This window comes from Halobacillus halophilus, assembly GCF_020171985.1.
Lineage (GTDB): Bacteria > Bacillota > Bacilli > Bacillales > Halobacillaceae > Halobacillus > Halobacillus halophilus_A.
Map to the genome: position 1 here is coordinate 42,441 of NZ_JAIVAL010000003.1, position 13,912 is coordinate 56,352.

13 protein-coding genes are annotated in these 13,912 nt (G+C 43.3%); all 13 read right to left on the minus strand.

The genetic code is table 11. The annotated features are described in order from the left end of the window. Positions 1-82 precede the first annotated feature (82 nt). The 13 genes from LCM11_RS07010 to LCM11_RS07070 all read right to left on the minus strand — a co-directional run bounded on the left by LCM11_RS07010 (position 83) and on the right by LCM11_RS07070 (position 13,847). Positions 83-769 (minus strand): toxin regulator, encoded by a 687-nt coding sequence (locus LCM11_RS07010; RefSeq protein ID WP_224893535.1) that lies wholly within the window; start codon positions 767-769, stop codon positions 83-85. A gap of 231 nt (positions 770-1,000) precedes the next feature. After that, positions 1,001-1,885, minus strand: coding sequence for a UTP--glucose-1-phosphate uridylyltransferase GalU (gene galU, locus LCM11_RS07015; protein WP_224893536.1), 885 nt, complete (start codon positions 1,883-1,885; stop codon positions 1,001-1,003). 95 nt (positions 1,886-1,980) lie between these two features. After that, on the minus strand, positions 1,981-2,880 hold the full coding sequence (gene purU / locus LCM11_RS07020; RefSeq protein ID WP_224893537.1) for a formyltetrahydrofolate deformylase: 900 nt from the start codon (positions 2,878-2,880) through the stop codon (positions 1,981-1,983). A gap of 70 nt (positions 2,881-2,950) precedes the next feature. Next, positions 2,951-3,475, minus strand: a complete 525-nt coding sequence (locus LCM11_RS07025; protein ID WP_224893538.1) for a GNAT family N-acetyltransferase — start codon at positions 3,473-3,475, stop codon at positions 2,951-2,953. Positions 3,476-3,600: 125 nt separating this feature from the next. Further along, entirely contained in the window at positions 3,601-3,768 is a 168-nt protein-coding gene (locus LCM11_RS07030) for a hypothetical protein (RefSeq protein ID WP_224893539.1), read from the minus strand. Positions 3,769-3,844: 76 nt separating this feature from the next. Continuing rightward, positions 3,845-5,059, minus strand: a complete 1,215-nt coding sequence (locus tag LCM11_RS07035) for a C40 family peptidase (RefSeq protein ID WP_224893540.1) — start codon at positions 5,057-5,059, stop codon at positions 3,845-3,847. A 281-nt stretch (positions 5,060-5,340) separates the two neighbouring features. After that, entirely contained in the window at positions 5,341-6,132 is a 792-nt protein-coding gene (locus tag LCM11_RS07040) for an SDR family oxidoreductase (RefSeq protein WP_224893541.1), read from the minus strand. Between the two features lie 5 nt (positions 6,133-6,137). Beyond that, positions 6,138-7,016 carry a fumarylacetoacetate hydrolase family protein gene (locus LCM11_RS07045; protein WP_224893542.1) on the minus strand — a complete coding sequence of 293 codons (879 nt, stop codon included), beginning with the start codon at positions 7,014-7,016 and terminating at the stop codon, positions 6,138-6,140. Between the two features lie 16 nt (positions 7,017-7,032). After that, entirely contained in the window at positions 7,033-9,186 is a 2,154-nt protein-coding gene (locus tag LCM11_RS07050) for a TRAP transporter permease (protein ID WP_224893543.1), read from the minus strand. A 7-nt stretch (positions 9,187-9,193) separates the two neighbouring features. Beyond that, positions 9,194-9,682, minus strand: coding sequence for a DUF1850 domain-containing protein (locus LCM11_RS07055; RefSeq protein WP_224893544.1), 489 nt, complete (start codon positions 9,680-9,682; stop codon positions 9,194-9,196). Between the two features lie 38 nt (positions 9,683-9,720). Further along, complete coding sequence (locus tag LCM11_RS07060; RefSeq protein WP_224893545.1) at positions 9,721-10,716, minus strand: TAXI family TRAP transporter solute-binding subunit; 996 nt, start codon at positions 10,714-10,716, stop codon at positions 9,721-9,723. A gap of 847 nt (positions 10,717-11,563) precedes the next feature. Further along, positions 11,564-12,250, minus strand: a complete 687-nt coding sequence (locus LCM11_RS07065; RefSeq protein WP_224893546.1) for a response regulator — start codon at positions 12,248-12,250, stop codon at positions 11,564-11,566. Beyond that, the gene (locus LCM11_RS07070) at positions 12,228-13,847 is read right to left on the minus strand and encodes a sensor histidine kinase (protein WP_224893547.1); all 1,620 of its coding nucleotides are present in this window, start codon (positions 13,845-13,847) and stop codon (positions 12,228-12,230) included. Before LCM11_RS07070 ends, LCM11_RS07065 begins: the two co-directional genes overlap by 23 nt. Between the last annotated feature and the right edge of the window lie 65 nt (positions 13,848-13,912).

A 13,912-nucleotide genomic window follows, 5' to 3' on the forward strand; every position in this document is an offset into this window, starting at 1 on the left:
CGAAAATATTAGCAGCTGTTTCAATAAGGGCTGGGTCCCACACACCGGAACCCAGCCCTTTCTTGAAGATATTATTTATACACTATTGCTCAATCTGATCCACAGCAATAGCGGGAACAGTAATCTCTCCACCCATAGTCGATTCATAGGTTAAGAGACCAAGCGATACTCCCATAATTGTAATTTTATCATCTTCTAATATACGTGAATTAATAATGCCGGAATCATAAGAAACAAAGATGACTTGATCATAATCATCATCAACAGCAATCCTTAATTGTGTTTCTTCTCCTTCCGCTTCAATCACTTGAATAACTTTCCCTGAAAACTTAACTTTTTCACCTTCATAATCATCAGGTGTGCGGGCTAATTGTTCAAACGTGGTATCGGTCTCGTATCCTTTCTTGGCTTCTTCCTCCGCTTTTTCTCTTGCTTTTTCTTCTTCAGCTTCCTGCTTCGCTTTTTCTTCGGCAGCTTTCTTTTCAGCTGCTGCTTCTTCAGCTTCCTGCTTTTTCTTCTCTTCCGCTAACTTCCGTTCTTTCTCTTTTTCATTTAATTCAAACCATGGCTCTGCTTCTGCTAATTTAGCTTCAAGCTCTGCGATAGTTTGATCTTTTTTCTCGACCTCTTCTTCAAGTAAGGTAACTTTATTAGTAAGAGTTTCACTTTCGGCCGTATTTCCAGAAACCATTCCAATCATTATAAAAATGAGAATAGCACTGCCGCTGATCCACAACCATACTTTTTTCTTTTTCTTTTTTGTTTCCAAAATTAATCCCCCTCAGACTAAATACTAAATGTTTCTATAGTATTATCGGTTAATATCCGAGGAATTCCACGAATTTAAACACTTATCTTCATTTAAATGATCCATTAAATATGAAAGTAAAAGTGAAAAAATAATAAAGACCACGAGTATGAAGGAATTAATTTATTCGGCATTATATAAAAAAGCAAACAAAAAAGCTGCCTCCGAAAAGACAGCCTTTCTCACACTAAATTAACTTTTCACTTTCTCATTAGACTCTACCAGCTCCGTAATTAATTCCATCACATCGTCTTTCAAGTCCTCACGTTCCAATGCAATTTCAATGGTCGTTTTGATAAAGCCAAGTTTTTCACCTACATCGTAGCGGGCGCCCTCAAAGTCATAAGCAAACACGCGTTGGATTGTATTCAAATGCTGAATAGCATCTGTTAATTGAACTTCGTCGCCGGCGCCTTTCTCCTGCTTATCCAGATACATCATGATCTCTGGTGTAAGAACATAGCGTCCCATGATCGCAAGGTTAGATGGAGCCTGCCCTTTAGGCGGCTTCTCAACGAAATTTTTCACGCCGTACAAACGTCCATTCTTATTTTCAGGATCAATGATCCCATAACGGTGCGTCTGGTCCTCATCTACCTGTTGAACTCCAATAACAGAAGAGCGCGTTTCTTCGTATTGATCCATCAGCTGCTTAAGTCCCGGTTCTTCCGAGCGGATGATGTCATCACCTAGTAGGACAGCGAACGGTTCATCTCCAATGAACTTACGGGCACACCAGACCGCATGTCCCAGGCCTTTAGGCTCTTTTTGACGAATGTAGTGAATATCTACATTCGAGGTTTCGTTTACCTTATCGAGCATTTCAAATTTTTCTTTGCTCATTAAATTGTCTTCCAATTCGAAGTTTTTATCGAAATGGTCTTCAATCGCACGTTTCCCTTTACCTGTCACGATAATAATATCCTCAATGCCGGATTTAATTGCTTCTTCCACTATGTATTGAATAGTTGGTTTATCTACAATTGGCAGCATTTCTTTTGGCATGGCTTTTGTTGCAGGGAGGAACCTCGTCCCCAGCCCTGCTGCCGGGATGATCGCTTTTTTTATTTTCCCCATTCCATTCATTCCACCTTTAGCATGAATTTTGTCTAACTTTAGTATAATTTAAAAGGCAGATTATAACAAACTGAAATTTTTATGGTAAAAAAGACTTAAAATACAATCGTTTTATTTTCATGTACAATCACCCGGTCTTCGATATCCCACTTAACCGCTCGGGTTAGCACACTTCGCTCAATTAAGCGCCCTTTTTTCTTTAAATCCCGCACGCCGTTCCGGTGATCAACCCTAATGACATCCTGTTCGATAATTGGACCTTCATCCAGATCATCTGTAACATAATGAGAAGTTGCCCCGATCAGCTTAACGCCGCGCTCATAAGCACGCTTATGCGGGCTTGCTCCGATAAACGCAGGCAGGAACGAGTGGTGAATATTGATAATCTTGGATGGGTGCGCCGCCACGAAATCCGGCGTCAAAATCTGCATATAACGAGCGAGAACAATCACGTCCACCTCATACTCTTCCAAAAGTTTCAGCTGCTGAGCTTCGACTTCTTTTCGTATATCTTTATTTGCTGGAATATAGTAAAACGGTATCCCAAATGACTCCACAATCTCCCTTCCTGTCTCATGGTTACTGATTACAAGCGCAATGTCCGTCATCAAATCGCCGCTCTCCCATTGGTAAAGAAGCTCCCTAAGACAGTGAACTTCTTTAGAAGCAAAAATCGCGGTTTTCTTTAAGTTGGATAAAAAAGTGAGCTTCCATTTCATTGAAAACTGCTCACCAATATCGTTGAAAGCTTCTCTAATTTCTTCTTCCTTCTCTTTCATCTCAGGGGCTTCAAATACAATCCGCAGGAAAAAAGTACCCTCGCTCGGATCCGTCGTATATTGACTGGATTCCACAATATTCGCTCCGTGCTCGAACAAAAATGTAGAGATGGCTGAAACGATGCCCGGCTGGTCGCTGCAGCTGACCAGAAGCCTTGCTTTGTTTTGATTATTAGTTAAGTATTGCTGTATTTGTTCATTGTTGTATGAAGACATAAACTACCTCACCTTTTATTCATTGTTTCCTTCATTATAGAGGAGGGTGATTGGATTGAAAAGGTAAGCCTTATTTTTTCAACCAGAACCTTTTTAACACATTTCCATCCTCTTCTATGTAGTCTTCATCGGGATGCCCACCGTTGTTAAGAATGGTTTTAAAGGAGGCTGTATTCCATTCGTCACATACAACAAGTGCCTCGTTTATCCCCAGGCCCTTCGCTTTCTCTAGAGACAGTGACAGAAGCTTGCTCGCGTATCCTTTTCTTCTTTCTGAAGGCCGGATGCCGTACCCGATATGACCACCGCTGTTCCTAAGCAGTTCTGTTAGAGCGTGACGAATATTGACGACTCCAATAATCTTCTTTTCAGCGTTAATCAGCCAGTAGGTTGAAGTTGGTACCCATCCTTCTCGAAGTTTTACTCCATTCTCTTGATCGATTAAATATTGTACCATTTCTCCGAAGGGCACCGGATTCTTTTGAATAACCCAGGGCACCATTTTTTCACCGCTTTTCAGCCATTCGTTATAGAAAGATAGGTACTCCTTTTCTAACTCGACTGTAGGTTTGACTAAATACAATTCTTCATTCATCTAATCTATGCACCCTTCCTTTGTTTTTAGTTCAAACAGAAAAGCTCCCATTACTTGAAGACTGAGTCTTCCACAATCCGTCCCTTTAGCTAATAAGCTTGTGAATGATTAATATCCCTTCTTCTCTACAAGAATGCAGCTACTAAGATTGTTAAAATGATCAGGGGCAAAAGGACAAAAACCCCTATCAGTACTTTCAGGTTTTCTGGGTTTCTTGAAAACAGAGAGTTACGAAAACGATATAACATAATAATCAGAAGGCTGATCGACATAATCGTTATGGCCAGATACATAAAACCACTCCTTTTTGAAGAAAACGACAACAGTTGAAAACAGAGTACCATGAGTCCGTTCATGTCAAAGCAAGTGCTAGTCGACCCGCTTCGCCCCGTAATATTTCGGTCCCCAGTATTCGTTCGACTTCAGATTCGTCACTTCCACGCCTTCGGCTAAAGTTACATGAACGATTTGATGATTGCCGATATAGAAAGCAGGATTCAGGTAATCATCTTTGAAAAATACAAGGTCGCCAGGCTGGAGATCATCTTTTTCTACAGGTTCCCCCACCTCCCATTGCTCTTCGGCATGACGAGGGAACGGCACCCCTTCCTTCTCCATAACATATTCGACGAACCCTGCGGTATCAAAACCGGCGGGTGTGGTTCCACCTTTTTGATAGGGGACTTCCCCAATATACTTAGTGGCTTCTGAAACCACAGGATCTTCCTTAGGAATCGTCAAATCTTTATACCGTTTTACTCCGGTGAATTTTTCCTGCCAGTATTCCCCGCTTAGATAAGAGATCGTGACTTCCTGAGTCCGCGAGGCATGGAGGAATCGACCTCCTCCAATGTAGATACCATTATGAGAAATGCCGTCCCGGTATGTGTCGCTGAAAAAGATAACATCACCCGGTTGGATGTTATCTACATCTATCTTTTCTCCTACCTGCCACTGCTGATCAGTAGAACGAGGGAGGTAAATTCCTTTTGCTTCCTCAAATACATACTGTATGAGCCCGGAACAATCAAATGCTTCCGGCGTTTCCCCACCAAAAAGATAAGGAACTCCCAGATACTGAAGGGCTGTTTGTACCAGATCTTCTTCTCTGGCGATTTCTGGAGCATCCGTTATTCTTCTAGCCATCTCGAAGTTTCCACTCCAGTAGCTGTCACTTTCAAAAGACGTCACTTCCACTCCATCTGAAACAGTAGGATGAATGATTTTGTCTTTTCCCATGTAGATCGCCGCATGGGAAAGCCCTTCATCGTCTTTACTGAAAAAAAGTACGTCACCTTCCTGCAAAGAATCGCGCTCTACCTGTTCCCCCATATTTTTCTGCTGCTCCAGCGTTCGAGGGAGTTCGAACTCCAGGACTTGCTTGAATATATATTGAATAAATCCAGAGCTGTCGAACCCTTGCTTTGGAGATGCACCTCCATGCTCGTAGTCAACGCCTATATAGATTTCCGCTTCTTCTACAAGCGGATGCTTTTCACGTTCATCTTTGGAAAACTGCCATACCATCAAACTAATAACCATGAGTGTGATGGCTGTCATCCATTTACCACGATGCTTGCGCAATGATTGGCCTCCTTTACATATAAGGCTAGTGTCGTGATGCAAATTTTACCAAAGATTGCTGGGAAAGTTTACTGATCTGTCCGGTCCATCCTCTCGTTAGTTTTTAAGAGGATCTCTATATAGGAAAAGAGAAAGAGGCTCTACCTATCATTTCGGATAAATGAAATGGAAGATTAAATCTGACTGATCGTTTTTCAACAAAGTATTCCTCCTGATGGAATAACTTACCAATATACCAAAAAAAGACCGTCTCCACTGAGACAGTCTTTTCTCCTCTTTATTTATAGAGCTTTGACCAGTCCGCCATCAATTACAAGCGATTGACCAGTTAGATACGTATTCGCACCCGATGCCAGAAAGACCACCGCTTTCGCAAATTCTTCCGGCTCTCCGTAACGTCCGATCGGAATGTTCTGCTCAGCTTTCTCTCTGACTTCTTCCGCAGACATCCCTGCCTGATCCGCCCGTTTTTGATCTAGCGAAGCAACACGGTCTGTCGCAATCCGGCCAGGACCGACTGTATTAATTAAAATATTATCAGGAGCGAGCTCCTGAGATAGACTTTTAGAAAGCCCAACGATTCCAGCTCGGAAAGTGTTCGATAGAATCAAGTTATCCAGCGTCTGCTTAATCGAGGAAGAAGCGATGTTCAGTATTCTTCCACTTTTCTGATCACGCATGGACGGCAGCACTTCGCGAATCGTCCTGGTAAAACTGAGGAGATTCAGTTCAAAGGCCTGCTGCCAATCTTCATCTGTGAATTGATCAAACGTTCCAGCCGGGGGGCCGCCTGCATTGTTAATGAGCACATCTACGGTTCCGTGCAGCTCAACGGCTTTTTGAACAAGCTGTTTGATATGTGATTGGTTAGTCACGTCACAAACTTGATATTCTACATTCGGATTGCCGCTAACTTCTTTGATTTCAGCTTTTGCTTTTTCCAGTTCTTCCTCACTGCGACTGGATATAAGAACCTTTGCCCCTTCTTTCGCAAATTCGGTGCTGATTGCTTTTCCTAATCCCTTACTTGAAGCCAGTACAACAACGGATTTATCTTTTAAGTGAAGATCCATCTACTTCATCCTTTCTCGTTATCTTTTAAGTCTTTCACTGAGTTTCGCAGAGTTGTAAATCCATCAATCTGACATTCGATTACGTCCCCATCTCTTATCACTACAGCACCCGGTGTCCCAGTTGAGATAATATCTCCAGGCAGCAGGGTCATCACTTTGGAATGAAAGGATACGAGATAATCAGGGTCAAACGTCATATTATTAACTTCGTTCTTACGATGCGGACGACCGTTAATGGTCGTAGTCACGTTCAGCTTCCTTACGTCGTTTACTTCCTCAGGAGTAATAAGCTCAGGACCGAAGCTGAAAAAAGTATCGAAGCTCTTCGCTCGGGTCAAATACCTGGGATTTTGTTTTAAAATATCTTCAGCCGTCATATCAATTATGGTGGTATATCCTGCGACTACCTGATCTGCTTCTTCCTCTGGAACATCTTTGCAGGTTTGTCCAATGATGATACCTAACTCCGCTTCTCCGGTCGTTCGCTCCGATTGGGTGGGAATACAAATAATTCCTTCGTGGCCGATAATGGTCGTGTCCGGCTTCATAAAACTGGCAGGTTCTTTCTGTGGCGCCTGTTCCTCAAGATCTGAAGCATGGTCCACATAATTCAATCCAATCCCCCAAATTTTTCTGGGCCGGCGATAAAGCGGACCTACGTTATAGTTCTCTGCTATCTCCAGCGACTCCTTTTCCTGTTTTGGAAGCTTGTCCCACCAGTTTTTAAATCGTTCAAAGCTCTCGGACTGGAGAAGTTCAAATAGATCAGTCGGCCACGCCTTATCCATCTTCTCATTTATTGCCTGAACAGTGATCACATTTCTTTCTTCATCAAGCACCGCTGCTGTTTCTATTCCCTCTTGTTCTATTGTTAAAAAGCGCATTCCTTTCCTCCTTTCATTAAAGAGCGGATCGTTCCTGTTGAATTTCATTAGTTTTTCTAAAATTCACCGCAAGTACCAGGGCAAAGACGGCCAAACCAATTACATCCGTAATAAATCCGGGATAAATCAGGAGCATCGCCCCTGCTCCAGACAGGGCACGCATCCATCCAGGCACACTTTTCTTCAAATACCCCTCGGCCATAATCGATAGCAAGAACACACCGATCAGCGAGGTTACGGTAATGATTAAGATATTCATAATCGTGGCATCGACCATAAGCATCTCATGGGAAAACACAAACATGAATGGCACGATGAATCCAGCAATCGCAAGTTTCATAGCCTGGAAACCAGTCTTGTTCGGGTTCCCTCCGGCTACACCCGCTCCGGCAAAGGCGGCGAGAGCGACGGGCGGTGTGATGTTCGCAAAAATGCCAAAGTAAAAAACAAACATATGGGCTACGAAGGTTGCCGTCTCTGTCGATCCTGCAATTTCACGGTACAGAGGAAGCTGAAGCAGAATCGGTGCTGCCATTGTACTCGTAATAATATAAGTCGGAATACTAGGCAGTCCCATACCTAGAATAATGGATGTAACCATTGTCAGAACGAGCGTAATCAGCAATTGAATCAGTGGACTGTTCACGGCGCTGCCGATATTGACAATACTGTTGGCAATTTCCAGTGCCACACCGGTTAAGGAAGCAATCCCTACTACAATGCCTACGGCTCCGCAGGCAATAGCCACTGGAACAGTCGTCCGTGCTCCGTCTTCCAGAGCTTGCAGACAATCTTTAACCCCTACTTCTTCACCCTCAATTTTCAGACGTTTTCTCCACACATTAATGAGAAGCGGGACAACTAGAATAATGAGCAGCTCCCACCAGTCACTCCTAACGTTCGGAAGCGAGCTGCCGGTAAGGATCGCAGACAACTGCGGCTGAAAAATAAGGAAGAGAGAGATAGCCGTTATAATAGGAAGCATTCTTTTAGACCCTGCAATGACCACGGTCGCAATGATTGACCAGAAAGCCGCATAGAAAGGGGTTTTACCCGAGAAAAGTAAATAAAGCAGCGTAAGCATCGGAATGATTAAGTGTCCGCGTTCGACGATCACGCCTTTTAACGAAGGCAGTTCACTTTTCGGTAATCCTTTCAAACCACGTTTGGCCGCACGAAAGTGAACCTGCAGAAGAATTCCGATGTAAAATAGAAGGGCAGGTATAATTCCTGCTAGAATTATTTTTGTATAAGCTACATTCAAGTTCTCAGCCATAATAAAGGCTGCGGCTCCCATAATCGGCGGAAGAATCTGACCTCCGACACTTGCAGCTGATTCAACAGCGCCGGCAAAGTTTTTATTGTAGCCGATTTTTTTCATCAGAGGGATCGTAAAGGTTCCTGTGGTGACGACGTTCGCAATTGCCGATCCATTGATGGATCCCAAGAATCCGCTGGCAATTACAGCAACCTTGGCCGGACCGCCTTTCGTATGGCCTGCGACGGCGAGGGCAAGATCATTAAATAATTTCCCCATACCGGACCTGCCCAGGAAAGCTCCAAATAAAATGAAAAGAATGATATAGCTTGCGGATACTCCGATGGCTGTACCGAGTACTCCTTCTGTGATAAACACTAGCTGTGAAATAATCTGTTTCCCTACTCCGGTAATCGTGTTCATGTTGAGGACTGGATAAACAGAGAGCTTTACGTAAAATCCGTAGATCAGAAATCCAAGGCCTAATAGGGAAAGTCCCCATCCCGTTACTCTTCGCGTTATATCAAACAGCAGTACAATAACCAGAATGCCGACATAAAAATCCATGTCGTTAATTTGGCCTCCGGACTGGATAATCCGCTCGGCTGTCATAAACATATATACCGCTACAAACAGCGAAAGAGCGGCCGTTATGTAATCGTAAAAAGGGATTCCTTTTCCACCTTTTTTCCTTATAAATGGATAGAGTAAAAATCCAAGCGTCATTAATGTGTATAAGTGGATACTCCGTTGTTTAATGTCTACCAGCGATCCTGCGTAAGAGGTATATAAATGAAACAAGGATAAAGCAATCGCAAGGACGGATATAGTCAGGGCTACTGGTTTGGCCAAGTTTTCCCGGGTGGTACTTTCGCGGTCATAGTCTTCTGCCTGTTTTGCTTTTTTCTTCACTTTTCCCTCACCTCAGCTTTACTGAAATATAAGTTTCTATTCCATTCCAAATAGAGGAACGGACGACCTTGATTCGATAGGAATGATTCTTCTTAAGGTCCAGTTGTTTCTGCTCATACATCACCTGGTGGTTTGTCTCTCTTCCTGTCCTTAAGGCAAGTTCTTTCCCGATCGTCTGAGTAATGCCTGTCATATAGACCCATCCATCCTTTATGAATGTATCTTCACCCGCATCATTCGGCACTCCCGCTCCAAAGGTCTTAAAACGGGTGGCTGTTAGTTCAATCACCCCGTCTTCAAGCACAAACATTTCTTCCCAGTCTTCTTTTTCCACCGAATGTGTCCACCGGATGGAGAATTCTGCACCTTCCTTGTACCGGAACGCACTTTCAGTTTCACCTTCCTCTACAATCAAAAGGAGCGGAATTTTGACAACCGCGAGAAGAATGCCCAGGCAAAGAATGACGGCGACGATTATGATTCCTATCCATTTCATCGTATAAAAAAGGGCACCGCAGTGATGCCCTATTTCCCTTACTCTAAGATTCCCTGTTCTTCATAGAATTTCTTGGCTCCCGGGTGAAGAGGGGCCACTAAATCCTTAGCAATTTCATCACGGCCCAGCTGTTTCAATGCCCCGACCGAAACGCCTTCCGTGCCTAAGTATTCATAGTAACGCTTCGTCAGATCATAAACTACGTCTTCACTTAAGTCCGGGGAAACAATAATCATATTCTGAATTCCTACCGTTTCAACAGGATTCTCTAAGTTATATTTGGCTTCATTTCCGGCTTCAATTTTATTGGCTTTGTAGAAAGGATATTTATCCATCAGTTTCTTAGCTGTTTCTCCTTTAATTTCTACGAAGTTAATATCTGTTTGCTGCTGTAGATCTGTGATGTTGCTGTTCGGTACACCTGAAGTAAAGAAAGCCGCATCGAGATTTCCATTTTTCATTTCTTGTACGCTGTCTGCATAGCCTGTATGAGTTACCTTGGATAAGTCATCATAAGTCAGATCCACCGCTTCCAGTACTTTCTTCGCGCTCTGCTCTACTCCTGAACCTACTTTTCCAACGCCTACTTTTTTCCCTTTCAAATCTTCTATGGATTGGATACCGCTGTCTTTCAGCGCAACTACCTGCACCACATTCTGGTACATGCCGGCCATGGCTTGAACATCCACTGAATTTCCATCAAATTGTCCATTGCCTTCGATTGCATCATATCCCACATCACTCATAATGATAGCCATCTGATTTAATTGATCCTGGATGTTCTGGATATTCGCTACAGAAGCTCCAGTCGATTCGACGGTTACGTTATCAATACTGTCACTTTCTTCAAAAACTGGCTTTAAAGCTCCGCCAATCGGATAGTAAGTTCCTGATGTTCCTCCTGTTCCAAGTACAATAGATTTCGAATCCGATCCGCCTGATCCAGATGCTCCTTCTGAGCCTCCGTCTCCTCCACAGGCAGCTAATACCATCACTGAAGCAAGTGCTATAAAAAATACTAGTTTTTTCAACATCGTTCATCCCCCGTTTCTGAATTTCAAATTCTAAAACTAATGGTAACGCTTTCATATTATTTTTAGAATATTATGAACATATTGGACATTTTGGTCTTTTTGGTCACGTAATGAACAAAAAGAAAGGAGCAGTTAAAAATCATCGGTGATTTTCATAGAAGACTTATTAAACTAAAGGGCCGATTAGTTGAAGACTCAGTTTCGAGATAATTGGGTCCGTTACGTTAAATGGAAGTAGAGGCTGGTGGGGAAATAACTCGCTTTCCTGTGGGGGAACGGTGAGCTTCCTCACTCGTTTCACTCGCTGTGGGATCTCACCTGATTCCTTCTCCCACGGGAGTCTCGCCATTTCCCCACCAGCCCCACTTAGTTAGGAGAAACGGGCCCTTCAGAAAAGAAGTGCTTGGCTTCTATTACCTGCCCGAAATGTTTATGTATCGGGCAATTAATCAAAATTATCGACTTTAAAACGCCTTTCACTGCTTCATGTTATTTCCCTGAAAACTGGTACTTTTTGAGTGATTTCGAGTCTCTGATTCGGCCAGGTCCGGAGGGGGATGATGCAGACTCCTGTGGGATGAACATGATCGGTGAGACCCCGGAAAGCTTTAGCTTGAGGAGGCTCAGCACATATAGGAAGTTCGACTAAAATCGCCACGTCCTGTGGCAACGTCGAACGACCCTGCATCGTGCAGGGCCGAAAAGCGAAATCGTCCCCCGCAGGACCAAATTCTCACAAAAGTCTCCAAACTGAGTCTTCAAGTAACGGGAGCTTTACTGGAAATTCAACTTGGCAATCCAGAAGCCAGAATTAAAAAAAGACTTTTTGCCTGATCTGCAAAAAGTCTCATACCTTCATTTGATAACGATTAACCGGGCGTCCTACCCCTCCATACTGAATATCAATCTCCACATCACCTATCCTTTGAAGATATTCTAGATACCTGCGTGCTGTCACTCTTGCCATTCCTACACCGTCTGCTACCTGTTCAGCGGATAAAGCATCAGAGTTTCGGCTGAGAAACGTAATGATTTGCTCCAGGGTCTGCTGGTTTAGTCCTTTAGGTAATTCTTTAACATCCTGATCAATCTTACTGCCCACCAGCTCATCGATCTGCTGCTGTTGCAAACCTCCCGTACCACTCATTTCCGAACGGAAATCCCGGTAGTTTGTGAGCGCTTGCTGCAGACGTTCAAATTTAAAGGGTTTAATCAAATAATCAACGGCGCCGTGCCTGAACATGGAGCGGATGGTATCTTTATCATTGGCTGCGGTAATTACAATAACATCAACATCAAACGCATGCTTTCGTATTTCTTTAAGGGCTTCCACACCATCCTGCTCCGGCATAAAAATATCCAGAATGATCAGATGAGGAGAAAGCTCTTTAGCTAATCTCACTCCTTCTTTCCCATCCGAAGCAACATCCACAACTTGAAACGGTGACACTCGTTCAATGAATTGCCGATTTACCTCCTGGACCATGGGGTCGTCTTCAATTAACAACACTTCAATAACCTGTTGCCTGCTCATAAGAATCCTCCTCAAGTGTCATGGGAAACGTAATAAATACACTTGTGCCTTCTCCCCTCTGAGAAAACACTTCGATCTCTCCCAGTCCTTTATCCACGATATTGTTTACTAAATAAAGCCCGATCCCTGAGCCCTTCTGTCCTTTTGTTGTAAACCCTTTTTCAAAGATAGCGGCTTGCTTTTCACTGGAAATGCCCTTGCCGTTGTCCTCCACACTGATGGAACAGCTGTGTTCATTTTGCAAGATAGAAACATCAATCCACTTTTCTTCACGTTCGATTTCCTCAAAGGCGTGAAAAGCGTTTTCGATAAGATTGCCTAATATCAGAACAAAATCATGCTGGTCAAGTAAAGGCGGGTACCGGTGCATTTCACTTTGGCTATCAATCATCACTTCGATTCCAAGTTCTTTACCACGGCTTACTTTACTGAGCAATAGACCGGATAAACTGTAATCCTTCAAATTCTTCACTAAAAAGTTAGACAGGCGCTCCTGTTTTTCTGAAGTTTCAAATACAAAATCCAGTGCTTTATCTTTCTGATCCAGTTGAATGAGACCCGCAATAGTATGAAGCTTGTTGAGGTGCTCATGATTTTGAACACGTAACGCATCCACAAAAGCTTTTACACCTGTTAGTTCCTCAGCGAGTCTGGTAACATCTGTCCGGTCCTGGAAAATAACCACCGCACCGATTGTCTGCTCTTCTACTCTTATCGGCACACGTGTGCTCATTACTAAAGTGCTCCCCAGCCGAAGCTCTTCATTATAAACACCCTGTCCTGAAGAGAGTACGTCCCCAAGTCTGATGTCCGGCATAACCTGTTCGATCCTTTGCTTTCTTTGATCTCCTTTAATATCAAGAATCGTTTTAGCTTTATCGTTCATAATTGTAATTTTTCCTTCATTATCAATGGCTACAATTCCTTCATTCATAGCCTGAAAAGTGGCCGTTCGCTCTACAAGCAGCTGAACTACTTCGTGAGGCTCCAATTGAAATGTCTGTTCTTTTAAATGCCTGGCGAGCAGCCAGGAACCAGTAATTCCGAAAAGTCCAGTTAATAAAAGCACAAGCAGAATTTCGCTTTTCATTCCAAGCAGAATTTCCTTCAGTGAGGGGAGGAGATTTCCGACAATCACGACACCGATCTGCTCGTGATCTTCGTTCATCACGGGGACAAATCCGCGTACAGCTACTCCCATTACCCCTTCGGCCTTAGAAGTATAACTATGCTCCCCAAAGGCAGGCCCTTCATCCTTGCCCGAAGATAAAGTGCCGAGTTTCTCTTCCACTGGGTGAGAATATCGAATACGATTCATATTCAGAACTACGATATAGTCCGAACTGTTAATTGTACGAATCCGCTCCACTACAGGATTAATTTTCTTCCAACCCTCTGATTCGGTTAACCCTTCTTTAAGAGCTGGTAGATTTGCAATAGTCCTTCCAGTGACGAGGGCGTGCTCTCCAAGTGATTCTTCTTTGGATTCAATCGTATTTCCTATAATGATAATACCGCCTATTAAAACGGTAAAGGCTACAATTCCAAATGATAGAATAGTAATCTTCCAGCGGATGGGCATCCGTTTAAGTGACATGACCGATCTTCCTCCCTCGTCTATTATTAATAGTGTATCACTTTAAAGCAGGCCTATGTTACACT

What these genes read in the sequence shown, in the direction of transcription:
- LCM11_RS07040 (WP_224893541.1), bottom strand. Translation starts at nt 6,132, where the DNA reads ATGGATCTTCACTTAAAAGATAAATCCGTTGTTGTACTGGCTTCAAGT.
- LCM11_RS07065 (WP_224893546.1), bottom strand. Translation starts at nt 12,250, where the DNA reads ATGAGCAGGCAACAGGTTATTGAAGTGTTGTTAATTGAAGACGACCCC.
- LCM11_RS07025 (WP_224893538.1), bottom strand. Translation starts at nt 3,475, where the DNA reads ATGAATGAAGAATTGTATTTAGTCAAACCTACAGTCGAGTTAGAAAAG.
- purU (WP_224893537.1), bottom strand. Translation starts at nt 2,880, where the DNA reads ATGTCTTCATACAACAATGAACAAATACAGCAATACTTAACTAATAAT.
- galU (WP_224893536.1), bottom strand. Translation starts at nt 1,885, where the DNA reads ATGGGGAAAATAAAAAAAGCGATCATCCCGGCAGCAGGGCTGGGGACG.
- LCM11_RS07060 (WP_224893545.1), bottom strand. Translation starts at nt 10,716, where the DNA reads ATGTTGAAAAAACTAGTATTTTTTATAGCACTTGCTTCAGTGATGGTA.
- LCM11_RS07070 (WP_224893547.1), bottom strand. Translation starts at nt 13,847, where the DNA reads ATGTCACTTAAACGGATGCCCATCCGCTGGAAGATTACTATTCTATCA.
- LCM11_RS07045 (WP_224893542.1), bottom strand. Translation starts at nt 7,016, where the DNA reads ATGCGCTTTTTAACAATAGAACAAGAGGGAATAGAAACAGCAGCGGTG.
- LCM11_RS07030 (WP_224893539.1), bottom strand. Translation starts at nt 3,768, where the DNA reads ATGTATCTGGCCATAACGATTATGTCGATCAGCCTTCTGATTATTATG.
- LCM11_RS07055 (WP_224893544.1), bottom strand. Translation starts at nt 9,682, where the DNA reads ATGAAATGGATAGGAATCATAATCGTCGCCGTCATTCTTTGCCTGGGC.